We start from the raw sequence: 22,803 nt of genomic DNA, 5'->3' as shown, positions 1-22,803 counted from the left end.
GCTTAAATTAAGTTGCTGATAATCTCCGGCTTTACCTCATGTCCTCCTTTAAAAGTTATGATTTCGGCTTTCCCATGAAATAAGGAATCAATCTTCACCTTTTCAGATACTAAACGGTCGGGTGTCAAAAACTCATCCTCGTCTCCATAAATGATTTTCACAGTTGTATTTTCCAGGTCCAAGAACTCAAAATCTTTCTTTTCTAATTCATTGGGAATTCCTCCTGCGTAAAGAAATAAACCTTTCACTTGTATTTTTCGGTGGACCAACCATCGTGTTGCAACAGAAACCCCTTGCGAAAATCCAAATAGAATGAGGTTCAAATGCGATGGAATTTCCTCTGCCTCGAAGACTGCATCAATGTAGTTGAGTACATTTTCAATTTCCATCGGGGTGTTCTCCTTGGTCAACCAACTGGCTCCAACATATTTGTACTCGTTTTTCAAATAGTATTTTGACGGCGCTTGGGGTACAATGATATGGTTCTCATCTGGGTCCAGGCGTTCAAAATACGTGGCGAAGTAGCGGCTCAAATACCCAATTCCATGGAAAACCAACCATACATTCTTAGTTTTCTGGGTAATGGGATTTTTGGTGAGATAGGTGTTTTGAGTCGAGTAGGTAGCCGACTTTTCAATTGGGGTCATAAAGTCCTTTCTAGGTTGTTCGATTGCTTTAGCTTTGTGTAATTTTACAAAAAATAGAAGGATGGAAGCCCATAAAGAAAAGATTCTATCCGTTTGCAACGAAATTTGCAAAGGGACGTTGATGGAAACCTTGGATATTACCTATATAGATGTAGGGGAGAATTTTTTGTTGGCCCGTATGCCCGTTACGCCCAAGGTGCATCAACCCGATGGCGTACTGCACGGTGGAGCTTCCGTAGCCTTGGCCGAAAGTGTGGGCAGTGCCGCTTCCTATATCTTTTTAAATGCGAAGGAATTTTTTGTGCGGGGAATCGAGATTTCCGCCAATCATGTAAAATCCATTAAAGAAGGTTTTGTTTATGCAAGAGCATCCATGCTACACAAAGGCAGAACCACCCAACTTTGGGAGATAAAAATAACGGACGAGGAAGGTAAACTGATTTCCAACTGTAAATTGACTACCATTGCCTTACCAAGAAAATAAGGAGTTCCAGAACATTTTTAGGAAGATTGAGGCAAGTTTGGAAAATGACTTGCCATTTGCGGTGTACCGAAAACCAAAGCAGAAACAGGTGACCGCTGTTTTTCAAGGGAATGATGTGCTGCACAAAACGATGGATTTTGAAGGTAAAGGTTTTGTTTTTGCCCCATTCGATTTGAAGGAGAATGCCATTTTGATTCAACCGGATGAAGTCCTTTCGGCCACTTTTCAAATAGGAGTCAAAACTGAAAGTACCACAGTTGAGTTTTCTGCTAGCGGAAAAGAAGCCCATATCAATTTGGTGAAAAAAGGTATTTCCGAGATAGAAAAGGGCCATCTCAAAAAAGTAGTACTGTCCCGAAAACTTGAAGTTGACGCCTCGTCATCCCCCGTAGAAATATTCCAAAACCTTCTGAACAATTATCCCAACGCGTTTTGCTACATCTTCCATCATCCAAAAATAGGAACATGGTGTGGTGCAACCCCGGAGACCTTGGTGGAAATCAAAGACAGGCAATTAAAAACCATGTCCTTGGCGGCCACCTTACCGTTTAATGGCGATGAAAAACCACAGTGGGGTACAAAGGAAATCGAAGAACAACGTATGGTTTCCGACTACATTCAAGAACGATTGGGACCTGCCATGGAAGAGCTTCATATCGGAGAGGCAGAATCCATCAGAGCTGGAAATTTGTGGCATTTGCGGTCCGAGGTCACCGGAACCTTATCCAGTGGCAATGGGATAAAAAAAGTAATCACTGCATTGCATCCTACCCCGGCAGTATGCGGCATTCCAACCCAAGCCGCGAAATCCTTCATCCTGGAAAATGAAAATTACCAGCGACGTTTTTACACTGGCTTTTTGGGTGAGTTAAACTTGAATGAGGTAGGGGAGGCCTCACTTTTCGTCAATCTTCGTTGCATGGAATTGCAGCATAGCAAAGCTACTTTATTTGTAGGAGGCGGAATCACTTCAGCTTCGCAGCCTGAAAGTGAATGGGTTGAGACCCAGAACAAAAGCAAGACCATGCTCAACATCTTATAATTTGGTGCTTCGGAATTTAGGGGAATACGCAATTCAGATGTATTTTTGTGGTCCATGATGTACTCGGATATTCCCTCGGCGCAGACATTGGTCCTGTACTTTAAGTCCAGAGGAGTGAAGCATATAGTAATTTCCCCAGGTTCGCGGAACGCTCCTTTGACCATTAGCTTTACCAAGAATCCCTTTTTTAATTGTTACAGTGTTGTAGATGAGCGCTGTGCGGCCTTTTTTGCCATGGGTATGGCCCAGCAATTGAGAGAGCCGGTGGCCGTGGTCTGCACATCCGGAAGTGCCCTTTTGAACTATTACCCAGCGGTGGCCGAAGCATTTTATAGTGATATCCCCTTGATTGTGGTTTCGGCGGATAGACCCACGTACCGTATCGATATTGGGGATGGACAAACGATTCGTCAGGCTAATGTTTTGGAAAAGCACATTGGATACTCGGCCAATTTGAAACAGGACATTTCGCATGCAGCCGAAACCGTATCAAAATGGGGTAAATCACTTTTTACTGAAACGCAAGAGGAGATTCAAGCATATAATGAAAGGGAGTTGGTAAATGCCCTCCAAATTGCGCGTTGGAAAAACACACCAGTGCATATCAACATTCCTTTTGAAGAACCCTTGTATGGGGTGGTGGAAGAACCGGTTCTTCAAGTTTCCGGAAAGAAAATGGATGTTCCGGTAGATTCCAATCAAGAGGATTGGTCCCACTATGCATCGATTTGGAAGAACAATGGTCGAAAAATGATTTTGGTGGGAGTTAAACAACCCAATGAATTGGAAACTGAGGTTTTAGAGGCCTTGGCCCAAGATGGAAACACATTGGTTTTTACCGAAACGACCTCTAACATGCACCATCCTGAATTTTTCCCGAGCATTGATAGCATTATCGCACCAATTGAAAAATCCGAGAATAGAGATGCATTGTTCAAAGCGCTTCAACCGGAACTATTGGTCACTTTTGGAGGTCTGATTGTTTCCAAAAAAATAAAAGCATTCCTGCGGAAGTATCAGCCTAAAGAGCATTGGCACATCGACCCGAAAAAGGCATACGACACGTTCTTTTGTCTTTCAAAACATGTTAAGGCTTCCCCAAATGATTTTTTCAAGGCTGTTTTGCCTTCTGACACACAAAAGAGTGCTTACAAAATCGGATGGCAGGAGGTCAAGAAAAAATATGAGGTCGGAAGAGCGGCATACTTGAAGGAAATTCCATTTTCGGATTTCAAAGTTTTTGATGAAGTATTGCGGTACATACCCAAAGGGTATCAGGTGCATTTGGCCAACAGTTCCACTGTTCGTTATGCGCAATTATTCCCGATGGATGCTTCTCTGAAGGTTTTTTGTAACCGGGGCACCAGCGGAATTGATGGCAGTACATCCACAGCGGTGGGTGCATCTATCCATGCTGAGGAACCCACATTATTGATCACGGGCGACCTGAGTTTCTTTTATGACAGTAATGGGTTGTGGAATGCCCACCTTCGAACTGATTTTAGAATAATTCTCATTAACAATTCTGGAGGAGGAATTTTTAGAATCCTTCCGGGCAAGGAAGATACGGATGAATTTTCCACCTTTTTCGAGACCCAGCATTCCTTTACGGCAGAACATTTGGCAGCGATGTACGGATTTGAACATCGTACCGCAGAAAACGAGGAAGAACTGACCAAAGAAATGGAGGGATTTTACGCTATTTCGCTTAAGCCCAAAATATTAGAAATCACTACACCACGTTTGGTGAACAATAAAATTTTGCTTGGGTACTTCGATTTCATATCTTAGAACCAAGGTATAAATCATAAAACAACACTAATCAATCATGAGTAAAAGAGACGAATTAATCACCAAGTATGCGGAGGACATTCAAAGCAAGTTTGGCGAAACCCCAGATATGGACCTTATCACCAAGGTAGCTGTCGGACTTGGACCGGCCATCTATAATTTAGATGCATCCCGGGTTTCTGGTTCCGATGAAAAGGAATTGGAAACGGTAAAGAACAATTTCTTGATCAAAAAATTGGGACTGGCAGATACCCCTGCACTAATGGTCGCAATCAACAGTGTAATTGATGGGTATGGACGTTCCGATAAGAACAAGTACCGCGCTGTGATTTACTATATGCTCACCAAATATTTTGGTAAAGAATCCATTTATAATTAATAGATTCTTACAACAGAACAGGGCTGTCCTTTAGGACGGCTTTTTTTATACCCGCATTTTCAGTCTACCTTTGTACTATGATAAAACTGGGAGATTATAACACCTTAAAAGTATTGCGCAGCACCAGCGTTGGTCTTTTTTTGGGCGATGACGAAGGCACCGAAGTCCTATTGCCTAATAAGTATGTGCCCGATGATTTTCAGATTGATGCCGAAATGGACGTGTTTTGCTATCTCGATAACAATGAGCGCCCCATTGCCACTACATTGAAACCCTACATTGTTCGGAATGGTTTTGCCCATCTTAAGGTAGCTGAAGTTGCGGATTTTGGAGCTTTTATGGATTGGGGGCTGGAAAAACATCTTTTGGTTCCGTTTCGGGAACAGGCCCAACGCATGGAAGAGGGCAAGAAGTACATTGTGCATTGTTATCTCGATGAAGAATCCTTCCGATTGGTAGGGTCTAGTCGAACAAACAAATTTTTGTCCAATGAAGACGCAGCCTACGAGGTCAATGACGAAGTGGACATTTTAGTAGCCCGAAAAACCCCTTTGGGATGGGAGGTGATTGTGGACAACAAATACAAGGGGCTCATTTTTGACAGCGACCTCTTTAAACCGGTTTTTACGGGAAGTAGGCTAAAAGGATATGTGAAAAATGTGCGGGAAGACAAAAAGATTGACATTTCCCTGCAGCCGATTGGAGCCAAAATGTTGGAGCCGACAGCAAAGCTAATTTTTGATAAGTTGCACGAGAACAATGGTTTTTTGCCCTTGCATGATAAATCAGCACCAGAGGAAATTCAAAAGGAACTCCATTTAAGTAAGAAGGCGTTTAAAAAAGGAGTTGGAATATTGTATCGCCAGCGAAAGATTAATATTCAGGATGATGGCATTTATTTAATTTAGGTTATCCGATTTTGCAGTCTTTTGAATAGTTCTTATTGAAGGGGTATTTTGACACTTGGAAGTTTTTTTCTTTACGCAAAAATTTTACATTTGTATAATATCAATTTAACTTATTGACAGTTATGCTTTTAGCAGGCTGTAAGAATTTATAACCACTTAGCGTATGCCTTTTATTGAAGAAAGTGACTTGTTGGACCTTCACAAGGATATAGATAAAGCCCAAATTATCAACGAACGACTTTTAGACCAAATCAAATACAAGAACAAGGACCTCAGAAAAATAAGGTTGCAACGCAATGTTTTATTGGGCATTACGGGTCTTTTCGTAATTGGTGTTTTGGCCATCACTTCCTTTACCGCTGGGCTGAGCAGCAAGAATTCTTTTGAGAATAATCAGAATAATCATTTGTTGGTGTCCATTGACAGTTTGGATGCCATTAAAACCCGAATTGATAATCTTAAGGAGCAAAACGAAGAACTTAGCTTAGTGCGTGAATTTTATCTCGCCAAAGCATTTATTGATAAGGAAAAAATCTACTCCGTCCAAGTGAAGTCCTTTGTGGATAATAATGTCACGTTAGCTTCTGAAGCATTGACCAACACCCTTTTTGTAAAGACAAATCCATTCTATGCCTATTCTTTAGGTAACTTTGAGACTTTGGATGAGGCACAATCATTCCGAAAGCAATTGGTGCAAATGGGCTTTAAGGATGCTTTTGTGGCTTCCTATCAAGACGGAAAACGAATTCAAATAGAAGACCCTTATTAATCTTGGGAAAAATTAAGGTCTGGATACAGGCCGCTAGACTGCGCACACTTCCTCTTTCATTATCAGGAATTATTGTAGGTACTGCTTTGGCCAGAAAGCAGGGCTTTTTTGAGTTGGGTATTTTCGTGTTGGCCTTATTGACCACCATTGGGTTTCAGGTTACCTCCAACTTTGCCAATGATTATGGTGATGGGGTAAAAGGAACTGACAATGAAGATAGGATTGGCCCATCAAGAGCATTACAGAGTGGGTTACTTTCCCGACCTGTCTTAAAAAAGGGCATCATTGTTTCCATTCTTATTTCCATGGCGCTGGCCATGGCCCTTATTTATTTGGCTTTCGGCACGGAGAATTTACTACACGTTATTTTATTTTTATTATTAGGATCCTTGAGTATTTGGGCCGCCTTAAAATATACCATTGGCTCCAATGCGTATGGTTACATGGGGTTAGGGGATGTTTTCGTCTTTTTGTTCTTCGGACTGCTAGGGGTTTTGGGAAGCATGTTCCTGTACACCAAAGAATTAGATTGGGTTTCGTTGTTGCCGGCCGTTTCCATAGGGTTGCTGTGCGTTGGCGTACTCAACCTGAATAACTTACGGGACGTGGTCTCCGATAAAAAATCCGGTAAAAACACCTTAGTGGTAAAAATGGGATTTTCGAATGGAAAACGCTATCATTTTGCTCTGATTTCCGTTGCGTTGCTCTGTTTTACCTCCTATATCTTATTGGAAAACATCAGTTTGGTCAAAACGTATTTTATGTTGGCTTTTGTTCCCATTTTAATTCATTTGGTAACGGTAATGAAAACCCAAGAACCAAGGAATCTGGATGGAGAACTTAAAAAATTGGCTCTCAGCACCTTTGCACTCGCGATATTGTTCTATATTGCTATTAATAATTTTTTGTAATTTTGGTAGACAACCAAATAAACTTGAAGGAACTTGGAACAACCGATTAAAATTTTAATTGTAGAGGACAATGTGATCATCGCTGATGATATGCAGTCCATGTTGGAGGAGATCGGCTATGAGATCGTGGACAATGTCATTGTTTACGAGCAAGCTGTGGAGGTATTAAAAAACAATCATGTAGACTTGGTGTTGATTGATATCATCCTAGCCTCTGACAAGACCGGAATCGATTTAGGAAAGCACATCAGGGAAGCCTATAATATTCCTTTCATTTTTGTGACCTCCAACTCCGATAGAGCAACAGTGGAAAATGCAAAAACCGTAAAGCCTGATGGGTATTTGGTAAAACCGTTTGAGCAGCAAGATTTGTATACGTCCATAGAGATTGCACTTTCCAATTTCAATTACAATAAGAAAAGTGAAATTAGGGACGAAGATGGAGAAGAAGGGGAGAGCTTTACCTCAAACTCCGTATTGAAAGATTCCATCTTTGTAAAAAAGCAACACCTGTACTACAGAATTCAGTTCACGGATATTCAATTCATCAAAGCGGATAATGTGTATCTGGAAGTCAATACGGCAGATAAGAAGTTTTTGGTTCGTTCGCCGCTCAAGGATTATTTGGAAAAATTACCGAAGAACAAGTTCTACCGCGCCCACAAATCCTATATTGTTAATGTGGACCATATTGATGCCATCAACTCAAAAGATATTATGATCAACAATAACCTGATTCCAATTTCAAAGGATTTCAAGGAGTTCATCCTTTCGTCGATGAACAGTTGATTTGCAAAGCACAATACGTATTTAAGAAGCGCCATTTAGGGCGCTTTTTTTATGCCACAATCTTTTCATTGGGGATTACCACAACTTTTAAGGAGTTCACAACAATGTTTTTTCACTGTTGGAGGTCTGATCTACTTTAGCAGTGTTAATAATTAAGAAAGTAATTTTTTCATTTTCATATAGTGTTCTCGTAAAAGGGTCTTGTTTAATCGCAAGGCCTTTTTTGATTTTATGGGGTTCCCAAATCCATGAAATGCACAAAACATCGATAAAAGGTGCGTTAACATACACCTAGATACTTTTCACAACAGAAATCGGCAGTTTCACAACAATACTGAACAAGTCTGTGCCTTTGCATTTAATTTTGGCGGCAAACTAACGTTTTTTATATACCCCATACGTTGATTCCATTGGTGGAATCATTTCATCCATCCAGCGCAGAAATCATCTTACGGGGAATAGAAATAAAGGGCACAAACAATACTATAGAAGTTCAGGAATTTCTTGAAGTACTATATATAGTAAATTAATGGGACGTTACGTAAGATTTTTATTCACTGCATTTTGCTTTGTTTTTCTATATAGCGGTTCTGCGCAATCCTTGTTGGATGATGAACAGAGCGTGTTGAAGGAATTCGAAAACACCAACGCACCTAAAGAACGGTTCAATGTTTTTTTCAACTCTATTGACCGTTACAATCAAAACTCCGCTTACGATTGGTTGGATACCATTAAAATTTATCTGGCCAATGCCCAAAAGACAGAAGATACCACTGCACTTCGCTTGTATCAAATTATGCAGGCTCAGATTTATAATGACTTAGGGGAGTACGATAAAAGTACCACCTTGGCCAAAGAGCTCTATGCCGTTAAGGATTCTTTGGATCGCGAAACACAAGTGGCCATGTTAGATGTACTGGATGACAATTATGCCAACCTACAGCTTTTTGACAAGCAAATCGAAATCCGAAAGCAGAAAAAGGAAATGGGCATTACAGATAATGTCTCTTTCTATGATATCTATAGCAACCTAGGACTGTACAGGGTGGCTCGGAATCAATATATCATGGAGGTAAAGCCCACCATTGCTGATAATGATTCCTATGGACTTGCAAAATATCACAGTAAGGTCGGGAACTATCTTCGCCTTGATAATTCCGCCCCAACCGCTTTGAGCGAATTAAAGAAAGCAAAAGCCTATTTGGACGTTTATCTCAACGACATCTCCATTCAAAAAAGTGAAGATGAAATTTTTGAAAGTGATTTACTCAAGGCCGAAATTGAAGGAAATATTGGAAAGTGCCACGTAATGTTGGGTGAATACGAACAGGCTATTCCACTTTTGGAAAGTAGTATAGAAGTTTTGGATACCTCCTCCAAAAACAGCCATAAAAGCGAGATGGTGGAAAACACCCTCTATTTGGCAGATGCCAATTTGCAATTAGACCGATTCTTGGCTGCAAAGCGAAATCTGGATATCGAATATGATAATATTGGAATTCTTCAAGTAATAAAGCGAAACAGTTTGCTGGCCGCGTACTATGATAGAGTAGAAAACTACAAGAATTCTGCCATGTACTACAAACGCAATGAGCGTATCAAGGATTCCATGGCGCAAAAGCAATCTTCCATCATAAAACAACAATTGGTGACCATTGTGGCCAATGAAGATTTGGAGAATTCGCAGCGTTTGATTGAGGAACAAAAACGCATCAATGAGTTGGCCCGTAGCGAAATGAAAGCCAAGGATGAACGCATCAATCTGGTATTCATCTCCTTGATTTTCACATTGCTTGGTTTCGCTGGTTTGGTGTATGCCTACTTGAAGAGTATCAAAAACCAACGTTTGATCGCAGAGCAAAAACACATCATTGAGAATGCCCTGACAGAGAAGGATTCCTTGCTTAAAGAAATTCACCACAGGGTGAAGAACAACCTGCAGATGGTGTCCAGCTTGCTTAGCCTTCAAACCAAGAATACCCGTAGTAAGGCTGCCATTGAGGCTTTGGAAGAAGGAAAAAGTAGAGTGAAGGCCATGGCTTTGATTCACCAAAAGCTGTATCAAAATGATGACCTATCCGTCATTGAAATGCAGGGATACATTGAGAGTCTCATCAACAGTGTGCAATCTGTATACAAAAAAGGGGGGCACAACATCAGTATTACCATTGATGCCGAAGGAACCGAACTTGATATTGACCGCGCCATTCCTTTTGGATTGATATTGAACGAATTGGTCTCCAATTCATTTAAATATGCATTTCCGGACAATGATGAAAATGGAAAAATTTATATCCATTTGCGTAAGAATGGTGACCAAGGCTATTTTGAATATACTGATAACGGTGTGGGGCTACCTGAAGATACGGAGGAGCGCACCCATTCTTCCATGGGAATCCGTTTGATGAACCGATTGGTAAACCAGCTTCAATCCAAATTGAACATTGAAAAACAATCCGAAGGCGTGCGTTTTTGGTTCAATTTCAGTTAGGTTACCGCACTTGGCTTTTCAGGACCACTTTGTGCAACAGCTTCGGAAAGAAACGCTTTAGATAAACTCCTTTTACCTCCTTACCACCTACATAAGCTTCAAATTTATCTTTTTTGATGGCTTTGATGATTTTTGTTGCAGCTACTTCAGCCGTGATTCCATTTTGAGTGGCTACGTCATCCTCCTGTTGCGGAGCACCATTTCCGGTCAATGCATTTTTGGCCACATTGGTCTGCACAAAACCTGGGCATATCATAGTAACCTTAACATTATCCTTTTCATGTTCCATCCGCAGAACATCAAAAAAACCATGCAGGGCATGCTTGGCCCCGCAATAACCAGAGCGATAAGGAGAACCAAATTTCCCCATAAGACTTGTCACGGTAACAAAGTGGCCACTTTTATTTGCAATAAAATGAGGTAAAATGGCCTTGGACAAGGTCACAGTTCCCAAATAGTTGATATCCATGAGTTTTTTGTAGACCTCAAAATCAGTATCCAAAATCAGGGAACGCTGACTCACCCCAGCATTGTTCACTAGGATATCCACCGCGCCAAAAAAGGCGATGGCTTTTTGTGATACTGCTTCCATTTGAGCATGATTCTGGAGATCCATGGGAAGAACAGCCACATTTTCCGGATTCTGACAAGCCATTTTTACCTGTTCCAACGCATTTTCCCTTCGGGAAGAGATAATAAGGTTGCAGGAGTACTTGCTGAGTTCCTTCACTAAAGCTAGTCCAATACCAGAAGAGGCCCCGGTTACCCAAATTGTTTTTCCGTTGATACTTGCCATGGGTTCCATTTTAGATTCAAAATATAGTTAAATTTGAATGCATTGAATGAAAGCTACCTATAAAAAGTACATCCTAGATTTTAAGATTCCCAGTGGAACTTCACGTGGTGTTCTGACTCAGAAGGAAACTTTGTTTTTGATTCTTTCCGATGAAAACCGTTATGGAATAGGGGAGTGTGGCATTTTGAGAGGTTTAAGCGTGGATGACGTGCCCCAATATGAGGAAAAGCTAAAATGGGTCTGCGAGAACATTCACTTGGGACAGAAAATCCTACTAAAGGAATTGATGGAGTTTCCCTCCATTCAATTTGGAATGGAACAGGCATTTTTATCCTTGAATTCCAAAAATCCGTTTGAATTGTTCCCATCAGACTTCACTCAAAAGGAAGCACCCATTGCAATAAACGGGTTAATTTGGATGGGAGACGAGACCTTTATGCTCTCCCAATTGGAGCAAAAGCTCAAGGATGGGTTCCAATGCATTAAAATGAAGATTGGAGCCATCGATTTTGAAACGGAACTTTCCATTTTAAAGGCTATCCGAACGAACTTCACCCCAACCGAAATTGAACTTCGGGTGGATGCCAACGGTGCATTTTCTCCAGATGATGCGATGAAAAAGCTGGAGCAACTATCGGCATTTCAATTGCACTCGATTGAACAGCCCATAAAACCCCATCAGTGGGAAAGTATGGCGGAGCTATGTCGAAACACACCCTTACCCATTGCCTTGGATGAAGAGTTGATTGGCATTTTTTCTGTAACAGAAAAGGAGCGATTGCTACAAACCATAAAGCCACAATATATTATCTTAAAGCCAAGTTTGGTGGGCGGATATAGTGGGTGCGATGAATGGATACGTTTGGCAGATAACCACAATATTGGCTGGTGGATAACCAGTGCTTTGGAGAGCAATATTGGATTAAATGCCATTGCACAATGGACATACACGTTGAACAGTTCCATGCCGCAAGGCTTGGGCACGGGAAGTCTATACACCAACAATTTTGAGAGTCCGTTGGAGGTTTCCAATGGTGAACTGAGTTACCAAACAAATAAGAATTGGCAAGAGAACTTAATTAAAGATTTATGTATATAGAACAAGGGTATAAAGGCGAAATCGGACTGTGGAAGTATTTTATCATCCCAACGGCATTCATCTTATTTATGATTGCCAACTATGCTGCCACCGTAAACTCTCCTGTGAGTGTGGAGGATACCATGGAGCAAATCATCGCTCAATTTGGCTCCAATTTGGTATTGATTATTCTTTTGGTGCCTTTGGCCGTTGGCTTTTTTGTGGTATTGGGCTGGACGTATATCGTTCACAAACAATCCATCACATCATTGACCACTTCCCGAAAGAAAGTCGACTGGCGGCGTATTTTCTTCTCTTTTGCCCTTTGGAGTATCGTTACTGTTATTCTAGTGGGGGTTGATATTTATTTTTCTCCAGAACACTATGTGTGGAACTTTGATTTGGTGAAATTTATTCCTCTCGCCATTATCGCTGTGGTACTGATTCCATTGCAAACCAGTTTTGAAGAATATCTTTTTCGCGGGCACATGATGCAGGGATTGGGCATTTTGGCCAAAAACCGTTGGGTACCCTTGGTTGTGACATCAACTTTGTTTGGCTTGATGCACATAGCCAACCCCGAAGTGGAAAAATTGGGTTTTGGAATTCTCATCTACTACATTGGAACGGGTTTCTTCTTGGGAATTTTAACCCTTATGGATGAAGGATTGGAATTGGCACTAGGGTTTCATGCTGCCAATAATTTAATTACAGCTTTGCTGGTTACCGCCGATTGGACGGCGTTTCAGACCAATTCCATTTACAAGGACATTTCTGAGCCAACACTAGGATGGGATGCGGTCATCCCCGTTTTTGTGATTTTCCCATTGCTTTTGCTCTTTTTCTCCAAAAAATATGGCTGGAAAAACTGGAAGGACCGATTGTTCGGAAAAGTAATGACCAAAGAAGAATTTGTTGCCCTAGAAGATGGAGCATCCAATTTGGCATAACATTCATCCCCAATTCAAGCTCAATGGTGCTTCCTATGATTTGGAAGACCTTAGGGAAATTGGGTATAGTTTGGTCAAAGAAGGAGAGCCTTTTGAAGTAGCCATTGGCGATTTTCTATTGGATTGGACATCAAACAGTCCCACCTTGGAGGTGCTCACCTCAGGGTCCACAGGAAAACCAAAGAAAATCGTATTGCAAAAGGAGCACATGGCCAATTCAGCGTTTGCTACTGGCGAATACTTTCAATTAAAACCGAATCAATCTGCGCTTTTATGTTTGCCTTGCACAAGTATTGCGGGAAAAATGATGTTGGTCCGAGCCATGGTTCTGGGTTTGCAATTGGATTACGTTGAGCCGTCATCTACTCCTATGGCTCATGGTGATTCAACCTATGATTTTGTGGCTATGGTTCCCTTACAAGTGCAAAACTCCTTGGAACAGCTGCATAAAGTGCGAACGTTGATTATTGGTGGGGCACCGGTGGATTCAAATTTACGTAGTAGGTTGAGTGAGCTTGCTGTAAATGCTTTTGAGACCTATGGGATGACAGAGACCATTACCCACATTGCCGTCAAAAAAATACAAGACAATGTCTCCAACTGCTTTGAAGCCCTCCCCAATGTCAGTCTAACTATTGATGATAGAAGTTGCTTGGTTATTGACGCTCCCCAAATTTCAGATGAAAAGATTGTGACCAATGATTTGGTGGAGTTGGTCAGCAAAAATCAATTTAGATGGTTGGGACGGTTCGATTCCATTATTAACTCTGGAGGAATTAAACTGATACCAGAAGAGATTGAGAAGAAGTTGTCCCATTTAATTCATACGCGATTTTTTGTTGCTGGAGTTCCAGATGAAAAATTAGGGCAAAAATTGGTTCTCGTCATTGAAAAAGCTCAAGTAGATGCGCAAGAACTCCTCAACAACATAAAAGAATTACCAGAAGTCCATAAGTACGAAATTCCCAAAGCGGTTTATGCTCTCAAATCCTTCTCCGAAACCAAAAGTGGAAAAGTACATCGCAAAAAAATCATGGAACAAATTCAGTAAGTTTCGTATTTTGACGGGATAAATCAACCCTTATGAAAAAACTGATACTTTCCTTTACTCTTCTTACTGTTTTCTATACCCAAGCCCAACAAATCCTCCCCGAAGTAGAACGCGCTCGAGTAGTGGACGAAATTTTGGAAGAACGCTTCAATGTGTTGCTACCAAAACTTATGGATGATACCGATATCGATATGTGGGTGCTCATTTCAAGGGAGTATAATGAAGACCCTGTGCTGCGCACCATGCTTCCGGCCACATGGCTTAATGCCAGAAGAAGGACCATACTTCTGTTTTATCGAAATAAAGAAAAAAATACTATCGAAAAGTTAGCGGTCGCTCGCTACAGTATTGGCAAGAGCATAGTTTCAGCATGGGACAAGGAAAAAGAGCCTAACCAGTGGAAACGATTAGTACAGCTTATAGAAGAACGAAATCCCAAGAAAATAGCCCTCAATTTTTCAAAGGATCACAACATCGCTGATGGTTTGGACAAGACCGATTATGATGAATTCATGGCCAATCTTCCCAAAAAGCAGCAAGCAAAAGTGATTTCGGCTGAACAATTGGCTGTTGGTTGGATTGAAACCCGAACCGAACGGGAAATGATAATTTTCGACCAATTGGTGGATATCACCCACGCTGTAATTGAAGAAGCTTTTTCTGAAAAGGTGATAACCCCCGGAATTACAACTACTACAGAGGTGGAATGGTGGATGCGGCAGAAAGTTACCGATTTGGGGCTTGAAACGTGGTTCCATCCTACGGTTGATATTCAGCGTACCAGTGAAGAATTGGTGAGTCATTTGTATTCATTTTCAGGGCGACCAGATGATATGATTATCATGCCTGGGGATTTACTGCATTGCGATTTTGGAATCACCTATCTCCGTCTCAATACCGATTGCCAAGAGTTGGCCTATGTACTTAAACCTGAGGAAACCGAAGCACCTTCTTTTTTAGTGAATGCCCTTTACGATGGCAACCGGGTACAGGATTTCTTGACCAAGAATATGGTCATTGGTGGAACAGGCAATGAAATTTTGGCAAGGTCACTTCAAGAAGCAAAAGATGTTGGATTAAGGCCGTCAATTTATACCCATCCTTTAGGAATGTACGGACATTCCGCCGGAACTACCATTGGTATGTGGGACGCCCAGGGAGGTCTTCGCAAGGATGACCACGACAATTACCCGATTAATCCAAACACCTCTTATGCCATCGAGCTGAATACCACGGTGAACATTCCAGAATGGAAACGAGACATCCGAATTATGCTGGAAGAACCCGGTTTTTTGGGAGAAAATGGTTTTCGGTATATCAATGGAAGACAAACGGAATTGTTGTTGATTCCTCGAATAAAACCGCAGCAAGGGTATTAGTCGTTTTATAACCCCTCTGACACATCAATATGGATTAAATGGTTTTGTTATATTAGCTTTAATGCGATGTTTGGCAACTTAACTTCATGGTAATAAATTGTTTACAATTAATCACTACCTTGTAGGAAAGAACCTAAACACGACCATTATGATACGCAAAATCGCATTGTCAGTTTTTCTGGTATTCTCCGTTTTGGCTTTTTCACAGACCCAGATAAAAAAGATTCATGGAATCGTTACAGATGGCGTGGAACCTTTATCACAAGTGAGTATTATCGTTAAGGGAACCGATAGGGGCACTTTTTCCAAATTGAATGGTAGCTATGAAATCTATGCCAATGAAGGTGAAACTCTTGTTTATAGTTACGTTGGGAAACAATCCATGGAAATCATTGTGGAAGATGTAACCGAAGTGCTCAACATTACCTTATATGACAATATCCAGAAATTGGACGAAGTAGTGGTCACCGAAAGCAAAAACAAACGTAAATCACAAAAGGATTTGTTTTTGGAATACAATTCCAACAAGAATTTAATCAAAACCCGGTTTGGTATTTTGGATAAGGATAGAGTTGGGTATTCTTTGAAAGTATTTGATGGAGATAAATTTAACCTTGCTGCAGTTGATTTTATAAGTGTGCTTCAAAGCAAGGTGCCAGGAATGATTGTAATTCGTGAACATACGTATGCCACACCAGTAGTCTACCTATCTTCCATGAAGCGACTTTTAGGGCAGCAGCCAATTTATGAAGTTGATGGGAATATATATATTGAAGCGCCTCTATTCATTCAACTCAACGATATAAAGCGTATTGCGGTGATGGGTTCTTTGGCTGGAGCGTCCAAATATGGCACCGGAGCTGCAGGGGGTGTTATCGTCATAAATACCAAAACGGCCAATTATAGTCCATCCGAGCCTGGAACAGACAAGCCTTACGATTTGGCCCGTCGACGCGATAATTATTTTGAGGAAGGAAGTACGGTTCCCATTTCCAAGATACCCACACCACAATATGTTGCCGAATTGTCATCCAAGAAAAATATTTCCGAAGCATTGACTGCCTATAAGGCATTACAAGTCAAATATGGGTCATCTCCTTATTTCTATTTGGATGCGTTTTCCATTTTCTCAACTAAATTTAAAGACACTCAAATAGCACAGCAAATAGGAGATGAAATAGAGCAAAAGTTCAAAATGGACCCTATGATACTCAAAGCCTTCGCCTATATTTTAGAGGAGCAAGAGCAACAGCAATGGGCCAATGAAATCTATAAGCAGGTATTTATTCTGAGGCCCCATTACGGCCAATCCTATTTAGATTTGGCCCAGAGCTATGAGGATATTGGTGCCATTGAAAGTTCGGCTTTCTTATATGCGCGGTACAACCATTTGGTGGAAGATTCACTTATAAGTGCCTCGGATACGTTTTCAGAAATTATCAATCGGGACTTTGGAAATTTACTGGCAACCCACGGGGCCATCACAGGGAATACGGCCATTGTAAAGACCGAGGACAATGACTTTGACGGAATGCGATTGCTCTTTGAATGGAACAATAGCGAGGCCGAATTTGAACTTCAGTTAGTAGGGCCAGAAAACCAGTACCAGCGATGGGAGCACACACAATTGGTCGAATCGGAAAGGATTATGGAAGAGAAAATCCATGGTTTTGCAACTCAGGAATACCTTATTTACAGGCCTATTACCGGCCATTGGTCTGTGAATGCGACTTATTTCGGAAATAAGAGTTTAACACCCACTTATCTGAAGGCAACGGTCTTTTACAACTATGGCACCAAGAGTCAAACTAAGGAAGTCAAGGTTTTTAAGTTGACCGCCAAAAATGTTAATCAATCACTCTTCCAGATTAAAAATGGAAGCTCAATAGCAACTTTTTAATGATGAAATTCCTGAAATATGCTGTCACTTTGTTTTGCTTGTTGCTTGCAATCAGCATTAATGCACAAGACTACAAGAATGTTTCCATTTGTTGGGATGCCTCACTTTCCATGCAAGATAGAAACTTCGACAAGGATTTTTACTTTCTGGACACCTACTTTAAAACAACCCAAAACGCCAAAGTAAATTTGATAACGTTTAGTGACAAGGTGCTGTCAAAGGAGGAATATCAGGTCAATTCTGGGAATTGGTCAGCTATCAAAGAAAAACTTCAAGGCATTTTATATGATGGAGCTACTTCCTATGAATCGCTCAGCAATTATGCCCATACTGGGGAGATTCTGCTTTTCACGGATGGAAAGCAGAATCTTGGCAGCAGCACTCCTAACTTTAATGGAGCGGTTTATATCATTAATAGCAGCACCAGTTTTGATAAAGCCAGCCTTAATCTTCTATCCATCGTTAACAATGGGAATCTGGTAGACTTCAATGAAAAACAGAAGGCCAATGCCCAAATGAATAACCTAATTCAATATTCAGGGACCATTTACGAAGGTGTGACAGGTCTGGAAGGTGCTGAGATTTATGTTCAAGGGAATGGGAGTGATAGGGTGAAATCCAATGCAAAGGGTGATTTCAATATAAATGCCAGGGTAGGAGACACCTTGGTGGTGATGTATGGGAACAAAATGGAAAAGCAGGTGCTGGGAGAAACAAATACCCTAAACTTTTCATTGGAAGACCAAGGAATTCAGCTTCAGGAAGTGGTGGTAAGCGATACCAAGAAGGAACCCGCGGAAACCATAACCACAGGCTACGGTGAGGAGAATAAAGATAAAGTGGGGTATGCAGTCCAGTCCATTTCCAGTGATGATATTTCGGATGCCGCCACTACACCAGACATGGCCATACAGGGTAAATTCTCCGGGGTCAACCTAGGGCAGAATGATGATTTAAGCCAAGTCACCATGCGGCCTAGAAACACACTTTTGGGCAATGTTTATGGATTAATTGTGATTGATGGGGTACCTCTGAGGCAATCCGATTCCAAGAGCGGGACGGTCTTCAGTTCTGATTTCATCAATCCAGAAAACATAGCGGACATTACCGTGCTAAAAGGATTGGCAGCAACAAATAAATACGGTAGTCTCGGTGTAAATGGGGTGTTGTTGATTACCTCAAAAACCGCAACCTACGCAAAGGAGACAGGAGAAAAAATGGACATGGCACGCTTGAAGAACAATGTCTATGAGGAAAAGGTTAAAGTGGACAATAAGGCTTTGGTAACACCTTATCTCAAAGAACTCAAAAAGGGTAAAAATGTGAGAGAGGCGTATGACATCTACCTGAATCAGAGAGATGCTTACAGCGATACGCCTGAATATTTTTTGGATGTGTCCAATTTCTTTTTGGGTTCAAGCCCAGAATTGGCCGAACGCATCTTATCCAATGTTTTGGAAGAGGAGAACCCTTCATATGAAGCCATTCGCGCCATGTATCTAAAATGTATGGAGCAGGAGAACCATAGATTGGCCACCAATGCTGCAGATAAAATGCTGGAGTTGTTTCCCAACAAAGTACAATCCTATTTTGATGTGGCCTTAGCCCAAAAAAATGCTAGAAATCTTCAGGAAGCTTTAAACATGCTTAACGCAATGCTCACGGGAGAGGCAAACTCGCAGTTGAATTTTGGTTCAATGGAAAAGGTGGTGGGCACGGAACTTCGGAATATGGTCAATAAGCATGCAGCCAAATTGAATATTGAAAAAGTAGATGCGAAGTACAGGAACAATCTCACCTATAATGCACGACTCATTCTAGATTGGAATGTACCCGACGCTGAGTTTTCAGTTCAATTTGTGAATCCACAGAAGCGATTTTTCACATGGGAGCATACTGAAGTTGGCGACCGAAATCGGATTATGGATGAGCTTCAAAATGGAAATTCAAGCGAACAATTTGAAATTGTGGGAGCCGACACCAAAGGTGAATGGATATTGAATGCCACTTATTTAGGGAATCGAACCTCAAAAAACGAAGCGGCTACTTTTTTAAAGTGTACAGTGCAGTACAATTTTGGAAAACCCAATCAAAGCAGTGAGGAGTTTATGATACGACTTCAAGAACCGGGGGACGAACAACAATTGGCTCGTTTTAAAGTAGAATAGCATATCTAACGTATCTGTTTCTTCGAATCAGCATTTTTTTATTTTAGGTCCGCAACCAACAATTCATATGGGCCATTCATCAATTCCTAGCATTAACATTGTAGCCATCTCTTAGTTTTGGGCTTATTTCAAAACTAATTGTATTCCAAATGAAGACTATTGAGGAAATTTGCACCCATGCTTTTTTACTAAGAAAACAAGCCAGAACCGTTGGCGAATGGGAACTTAATATTTATGCCCTGTTGGAAAGTAACCATGAAATCTTTGAAGGCCCAATCAGCTTGGAAGACATGGAGGATTGTTTTAATCATGTTCTGGATTTATATGACCCCAATGTAATGATTAGAAATGGGGAGCTCACCGAAGAAGACTACTCTTGTTACATAGAATCCTATGATGGCAATCCGTTTTGGTCCTTGTTTCAGGTTGATGAAAAAGGTAACGTGATAGACGTATTTCTTTATGAAACTGATGATTGTGAAGCCGTAGGAGCCTTTCTCGAAGAAAAGTACAAAAGAAAAAAGTAGGGCTGCAATATCTAAACTTGCAGCACCCCCATATTGAATTTTCTATCGCTAGGCGCATGATTGGCAGCTTCAATACCCATAGATATCCACTTTCGGGTATCCAAAGGGTCTATAATGGCATCGGTCCAAAGGCGCGCGGCGGCATAATAAGGTGATATCTGGTCGTCATATCGCTGTTTGATTTTATCAAATAGCTCTTTTTCTTTTTCTGCATCAATAGGCTGACCACTTTTTTCCAACGAGGCTTTTTCAATCTGTAATAACACCTTTGCGGCGGAATTTCCACTCATCACTGCCAGTTCGGCACTTGGCCAAGCTACAATCAATCTAGGGTCATACGCCTTTCCACACATGGCATAGTTTCCGGCGCCGTAGCTGTTTCCGATAACAATCGTGAATTTTGGCACCACGGAATTGCTTACCGCATTCACCATTTTGGCCCCATCTTTAATAATACCACCATGTTCACTTTTGCTTCCCACCATAAAACCAGTCACGTCTTGCAAGAACACCAACGGAATCTTTTTTTGGTTGCAATTGGCGATAAATCGGGTGGCCTTATCTGCGGAATCGGAATAGATGACGCCGCCAAACTGCATTTCACCGCTTTTGGTTTTCACTACTTTCCGCTGATTGGCCACAATTCCCACAGCCCAACCATCAATGCGGGCGTAACCCGTTAAAATGGTTTTGCCGTAGCCTTCCTTGTATTGTTCAAAATCAGAATTGTCTACCAAACGCTTAATGATTTCCAACATATCATATTGGTCTGTTCTGGAAGCCGGGAGAATACCATATATGTCTTCGGGGCTTTCAGCAGGAGCTTTAGCTTCAGAACGGTTGTAACCCGCCTTTTCAAAATCTCCAATCTTATCAACAATATTCTTGATTTTATCCAAGGCATCCTTATCATCCTTCGCCTTGTAATCCGTCACGCCACTGATTTCGGAATGGGTCGTGGCCCCGCCCAAGGTTTCATTATCTATATTCTCTCCAATAGCCGCCTTCACCAAATAACTTCCTGCCAAAAAAATGCTTCCAGTTTTGTCCACAATCAGGGCTTCATCACTCATGATGGGTAAGTAGGCACCACCGGCCACACAGCTCCCCATCACAGCAGCAATTTGGGTGATGCCCATGCTGCTCATCACCGCATTGTTTCGAAATATTCGGCCAAAATGCTCTTTGTCCGGGAAAATCTCATCCTGCATGGGCAGATAGACCCCTGCGCTATCCACCAAATAAATTATGGGTAGTTTGTTTTCGATGGAAATTTCCTGCGCTCTTAAATTCTTTTTTCCAGTGATAGGGAACCAAGCCCCGGCTTTTACCGTGGCATCATTGGCAACTACAACACATTGTTTTCCTTTGACATACCCTACCTTTACCACAACACCTCCTGAAGGACAACCACCGTGCTCCTCATACATGCCATCACCAGCGAACGCCCCGATTTCAATGGATGGCAATTTGGCATCCAGCAGATAATCAATCCGTTCACGGGCGGTCATTTTACCCTTTTCATGATGCTTTTCAATGCGTTTTTTACCGCCACCGAGTTTCACCGTGGCTAGTCTTTTCCGAAGCTCGGAAAGCATTAATTTATTATGGTCTTCATTTTTGTTGAAGTTGATATCCATAGGTGTCTTTCAATTTCTTGCTATCGGTTAAAGATAAGGAGTTATAATCATTACTTTTGATGGAATATGGACACAAAAATTAAATGGGGTATCGTGGGCCCTGGAAAAATTGCCACAGATTTCACCGAAGATTTAAAGTTAATGCCCGATGCGGAAGTGGCTGCGGTGGCTTCCCGAAATTTGGAAAGAGCGCAGCAGTTCGCGGATAGATTCAATATTCCAAATGCTTTTGGAAGCTACGACGAGCTTTTTAATTCGGATGCAGTTGACATTGTCTATGTGGCCACGCCCCATAATTTCCATAAAGATGTTGCGATACAAGCGCTAAATGCAGGAAAGCATGTGCTTTGTGAAAAACCTTTGGGGGTAAGCAGGGCAGAAGTGGAGGAAATTGTGGCCGCTGCCAAAGCGAATCAAGTTTTTATGATGGAGGGACTTTGGTCCCGATTCAATCCATCGGTTCAAAAAGCAAAGCAACTAGTGGATGATGGCACTATTGGGGAAGTAGGCTATCTTCATGCGGATTTTGCCTTTTATGCTTTGGACCGGGGTTTGGATTCCAGGCTGTTGAATCCCAACTTGGCATCCGGCTCACTGCTTGATATAGGAATCTATCCCATCTTTTTGGCGTATTTGATTTTGGGAATGCCAACAGAAATTATGGCCAAATCAAATTTTCATGACAATGGAACGGAATTGCAAACGTCCATGTTGTTCCATTATGAAAATGCACAGGCGGTTTTATATAGTGGGTTGACCAGCAAATCCAAAATGGAGGCTGAAATTTCAGGAAGCAAAGGTGAAATTTTCATCCATCCCAGATGGCACGAAGCTGATGATTGTAGATTGGAAAAGGACGGTGAAACCCAAGAATTTGCACTACCGCGTCAAGGGAATGGTTTTGTGTATGAGATTGAAGAAGTACACCAATGCTTGAAGGCCAAAAAACTTCAGAGTGACCTTTGGTCACATCAAAACAGCTTGGATATAGCAGAATTGTTGGATACAATTCGTGAAAAATGCGGAATTACCTTTCCTTTTGAGGGATAAACCGGGCTCAAGGCTTTGGATTATTTCATTTTTTACGATATTTGAGGCTCTTC

Annotated in this window: 20 protein-coding genes; 17 read left to right on the top strand and 3 right to left on the bottom strand. The window is 41.4% G+C overall.

The genetic code is table 11. The annotated features are described in order from the left end of the window. Window positions 1-2: 2 nt before the first annotated feature. Entirely contained in the window at window positions 3-647 is a 645-nt protein-coding gene (locus ACFSJE_RS03275; RefSeq protein ID WP_379829550.1) for an alpha/beta hydrolase, read from the bottom strand. Between the two features lie 61 nt (window positions 648-708). Here ACFSJE_RS03275 and ACFSJE_RS03270 point away from each other — a divergent pair, with 61 nt between their 5' ends. From ACFSJE_RS03270 to ACFSJE_RS03230, 9 genes are all read left to right on the top strand, one after another. Continuing rightward, window positions 709-1,131 (top strand): PaaI family thioesterase, encoded by a 423-nt coding sequence (locus ACFSJE_RS03270; RefSeq protein ID WP_379829549.1) that lies wholly within the window; start codon window positions 709-711, stop codon window positions 1,129-1,131. Beyond that, entirely contained in the window at window positions 1,112-2,173 is a 1,062-nt protein-coding gene (locus ACFSJE_RS03265; protein WP_379829548.1) for a chorismate-binding protein, read from the top strand. The genes ACFSJE_RS03270 and ACFSJE_RS03265 overlap by 20 nt, the downstream gene beginning before the upstream one ends. A 54-nt stretch (window positions 2,174-2,227) precedes the next feature. Then, window positions 2,228-3,964: a 2-succinyl-5-enolpyruvyl-6-hydroxy-3-cyclohexene-1-carboxylic-acid synthase gene (gene menD / locus ACFSJE_RS03260; RefSeq protein ID WP_379829547.1), complete on the top strand. Its 1,737-nt coding sequence runs from the start codon at window positions 2,228-2,230 to the stop codon at window positions 3,962-3,964. Between the two features lie 37 nt (window positions 3,965-4,001). After that, the gene (locus ACFSJE_RS03255) at window positions 4,002-4,343 is read left to right on the top strand and encodes a DUF2853 family protein (RefSeq protein WP_379829546.1); all 342 of its coding nucleotides are present in this window, start codon (window positions 4,002-4,004) and stop codon (window positions 4,341-4,343) included. A gap of 77 nt (window positions 4,344-4,420) precedes the next feature. Continuing rightward, complete coding sequence (locus tag ACFSJE_RS03250; protein WP_379829545.1) at window positions 4,421-5,251, top strand: CvfB family protein; 831 nt, start codon at window positions 4,421-4,423, stop codon at window positions 5,249-5,251. 163 nt (window positions 5,252-5,414) lie between these two features. Continuing rightward, on the top strand, window positions 5,415-6,020 hold the full coding sequence (locus tag ACFSJE_RS03245) for an SPOR domain-containing protein (RefSeq protein WP_379829544.1): 606 nt from the start codon (window positions 5,415-5,417) through the stop codon (window positions 6,018-6,020). Between the two features lie 2 nt (window positions 6,021-6,022). Next, window positions 6,023-6,931 (top strand): 1,4-dihydroxy-2-naphthoate octaprenyltransferase, encoded by a 909-nt coding sequence (menA, locus tag ACFSJE_RS03240; RefSeq protein WP_379829543.1) that lies wholly within the window; start codon window positions 6,023-6,025, stop codon window positions 6,929-6,931. A gap of 33 nt (window positions 6,932-6,964) precedes the next feature. Continuing rightward, window positions 6,965-7,720, top strand: coding sequence for a LytR/AlgR family response regulator transcription factor (locus ACFSJE_RS03235; protein WP_379829542.1), 756 nt, complete (start codon window positions 6,965-6,967; stop codon window positions 7,718-7,720). Between the two features lie 529 nt (window positions 7,721-8,249). Next, window positions 8,250-10,211 (top strand): sensor histidine kinase, encoded by a 1,962-nt coding sequence (locus ACFSJE_RS03230; protein ID WP_379829541.1) that lies wholly within the window; start codon window positions 8,250-8,252, stop codon window positions 10,209-10,211. Between the two features lies 1 nt (window position 10,212). Here ACFSJE_RS03230 and ACFSJE_RS03225 read toward each other — a convergent pair whose 3' ends face one another. Continuing rightward, on the bottom strand, window positions 10,213-11,007 hold the full coding sequence (locus tag ACFSJE_RS03225) for an SDR family oxidoreductase (protein ID WP_379829540.1): 795 nt from the start codon (window positions 11,005-11,007) through the stop codon (window positions 10,213-10,215). A 46-nt stretch (window positions 11,008-11,053) separates the two neighbouring features. Here ACFSJE_RS03225 and ACFSJE_RS03220 point away from each other — a divergent pair, with 46 nt between their 5' ends. The 7 genes from ACFSJE_RS03220 (at window position 11,054) to ACFSJE_RS03190 (ending at window position 20,060) form a co-directional block, all read left to right on the top strand. Next, on the top strand, window positions 11,054-12,106 hold the full coding sequence (locus ACFSJE_RS03220) for an o-succinylbenzoate synthase (RefSeq protein ID WP_379829539.1): 1,053 nt from the start codon (window positions 11,054-11,056) through the stop codon (window positions 12,104-12,106). Beyond that, on the top strand, window positions 12,097-13,035 hold the full coding sequence (locus tag ACFSJE_RS03215; RefSeq protein ID WP_379829538.1) for a CPBP family intramembrane glutamic endopeptidase: 939 nt from the start codon (window positions 12,097-12,099) through the stop codon (window positions 13,033-13,035). Before ACFSJE_RS03220 ends, ACFSJE_RS03215 begins: the two co-directional genes overlap by 10 nt. Beyond that, a complete protein-coding gene (locus ACFSJE_RS03210) occupies window positions 13,013-14,086 on the top strand; it encodes an AMP-binding protein (RefSeq protein ID WP_379829537.1) in 1,074 nt (357 codons plus the stop codon). The genes ACFSJE_RS03215 and ACFSJE_RS03210 overlap by 23 nt, the downstream gene beginning before the upstream one ends. Before the next feature lie 32 nt (window positions 14,087-14,118). Beyond that, on the top strand, window positions 14,119-15,465 hold the full coding sequence (locus ACFSJE_RS03205) for a M24 family metallopeptidase (RefSeq protein WP_379829536.1): 1,347 nt from the start codon (window positions 14,119-14,121) through the stop codon (window positions 15,463-15,465). A 148-nt stretch (window positions 15,466-15,613) separates the two neighbouring features. Continuing rightward, window positions 15,614-17,365: a carboxypeptidase-like regulatory domain-containing protein gene (locus ACFSJE_RS03200; protein ID WP_379829535.1), complete on the top strand. Its 1,752-nt coding sequence runs from the start codon at window positions 15,614-15,616 to the stop codon at window positions 17,363-17,365. A gap of 2 nt (window positions 17,366-17,367) precedes the next feature. Further along, entirely contained in the window at window positions 17,368-19,533 is a 2,166-nt protein-coding gene (locus ACFSJE_RS03195; RefSeq protein ID WP_379829534.1) for a TonB-dependent receptor plug domain-containing protein, read from the top strand. 149 nt (window positions 19,534-19,682) lie between these two features. Further along, entirely contained in the window at window positions 19,683-20,060 is a 378-nt protein-coding gene (locus ACFSJE_RS03190; RefSeq protein WP_379829533.1) for a hypothetical protein, read from the top strand. Window positions 20,061-20,071: 11 nt separating this feature from the next. Here ACFSJE_RS03190 and ACFSJE_RS03185 read toward each other — a convergent pair whose 3' ends face one another. Next, window positions 20,072-21,700 carry an acyl-CoA carboxylase subunit beta gene (locus ACFSJE_RS03185; RefSeq protein ID WP_379829532.1) on the bottom strand — a complete coding sequence of 543 codons (1,629 nt, stop codon included), beginning with the start codon at window positions 21,698-21,700 and terminating at the stop codon, window positions 20,072-20,074. Window positions 21,701-21,766: 66 nt separating this feature from the next. Here ACFSJE_RS03185 and ACFSJE_RS03180 point away from each other — a divergent pair, with 66 nt between their 5' ends. Beyond that, window positions 21,767-22,750 (top strand): Gfo/Idh/MocA family protein, encoded by a 984-nt coding sequence (locus tag ACFSJE_RS03180; RefSeq protein ID WP_379829531.1) that lies wholly within the window; start codon window positions 21,767-21,769, stop codon window positions 22,748-22,750. Window positions 22,751-22,803: the final 53 nt, after the last annotated feature.

The organism is Flagellimonas iocasae (genome assembly GCF_042682725.1).
Classification (GTDB): Bacteria; Bacteroidota; Bacteroidia; order Flavobacteriales; family Flavobacteriaceae; genus Flagellimonas; species Flagellimonas iocasae.
The sequence above is the reverse complement of the archived record's forward strand: the minus strand, read 5'-3'. Positions and strand labels throughout refer to the sequence as shown.

What these genes read in the sequence shown, in the direction of transcription:
- ACFSJE_RS03250 (WP_379829545.1), top strand. Translation starts at nt 4,421, where the DNA reads ATGATAAAACTGGGAGATTATAACACCTTAAAAGTATTGCGCAGCACC.
- ACFSJE_RS03200 (WP_379829535.1), top strand. Translation starts at nt 15,614, where the DNA reads ATGATACGCAAAATCGCATTGTCAGTTTTTCTGGTATTCTCCGTTTTG.
- ACFSJE_RS03190 (WP_379829533.1), top strand. Translation starts at nt 19,683, where the DNA reads ATGAAGACTATTGAGGAAATTTGCACCCATGCTTTTTTACTAAGAAAA.
- ACFSJE_RS03195 (WP_379829534.1), top strand. Translation starts at nt 17,368, where the DNA reads ATGAAATTCCTGAAATATGCTGTCACTTTGTTTTGCTTGTTGCTTGCA.
- ACFSJE_RS03230 (WP_379829541.1), top strand. Translation starts at nt 8,250, where the DNA reads ATGGGACGTTACGTAAGATTTTTATTCACTGCATTTTGCTTTGTTTTT.
- ACFSJE_RS03210 (WP_379829537.1), top strand. Translation starts at nt 13,013, where the DNA reads ATGGAGCATCCAATTTGGCATAACATTCATCCCCAATTCAAGCTCAAT.
- ACFSJE_RS03255 (WP_379829546.1), top strand. Translation starts at nt 4,002, where the DNA reads ATGAGTAAAAGAGACGAATTAATCACCAAGTATGCGGAGGACATTCAA.
- ACFSJE_RS03270 (WP_379829549.1), top strand. Translation starts at nt 709, where the DNA reads ATGGAAGCCCATAAAGAAAAGATTCTATCCGTTTGCAACGAAATTTGC.
- ACFSJE_RS03185 (WP_379829532.1), bottom strand. Translation starts at nt 21,700, where the DNA reads ATGGATATCAACTTCAACAAAAATGAAGACCATAATAAATTAATGCTT.
- ACFSJE_RS03275 (WP_379829550.1), bottom strand. Translation starts at nt 647, where the DNA reads ATGACCCCAATTGAAAAGTCGGCTACCTACTCGACTCAAAACACCTAT.
- ACFSJE_RS03180 (WP_379829531.1), top strand. Translation starts at nt 21,767, where the DNA reads ATGGACACAAAAATTAAATGGGGTATCGTGGGCCCTGGAAAAATTGCC.
- ACFSJE_RS03220 (WP_379829539.1), top strand. Translation starts at nt 11,054, where the DNA reads ATGAAAGCTACCTATAAAAAGTACATCCTAGATTTTAAGATTCCCAGT.
- ACFSJE_RS03215 (WP_379829538.1), top strand. Translation starts at nt 12,097, where the DNA reads ATGTATATAGAACAAGGGTATAAAGGCGAAATCGGACTGTGGAAGTAT.
- ACFSJE_RS03205 (WP_379829536.1), top strand. Translation starts at nt 14,119, where the DNA reads ATGAAAAAACTGATACTTTCCTTTACTCTTCTTACTGTTTTCTATACC.
- ACFSJE_RS03245 (WP_379829544.1), top strand. Translation starts at nt 5,415, where the DNA reads ATGCCTTTTATTGAAGAAAGTGACTTGTTGGACCTTCACAAGGATATA.
- menD (WP_379829547.1), top strand. Translation starts at nt 2,228, where the DNA reads ATGATGTACTCGGATATTCCCTCGGCGCAGACATTGGTCCTGTACTTT.
- ACFSJE_RS03225 (WP_379829540.1), bottom strand. Translation starts at nt 11,007, where the DNA reads ATGGCAAGTATCAACGGAAAAACAATTTGGGTAACCGGGGCCTCTTCT.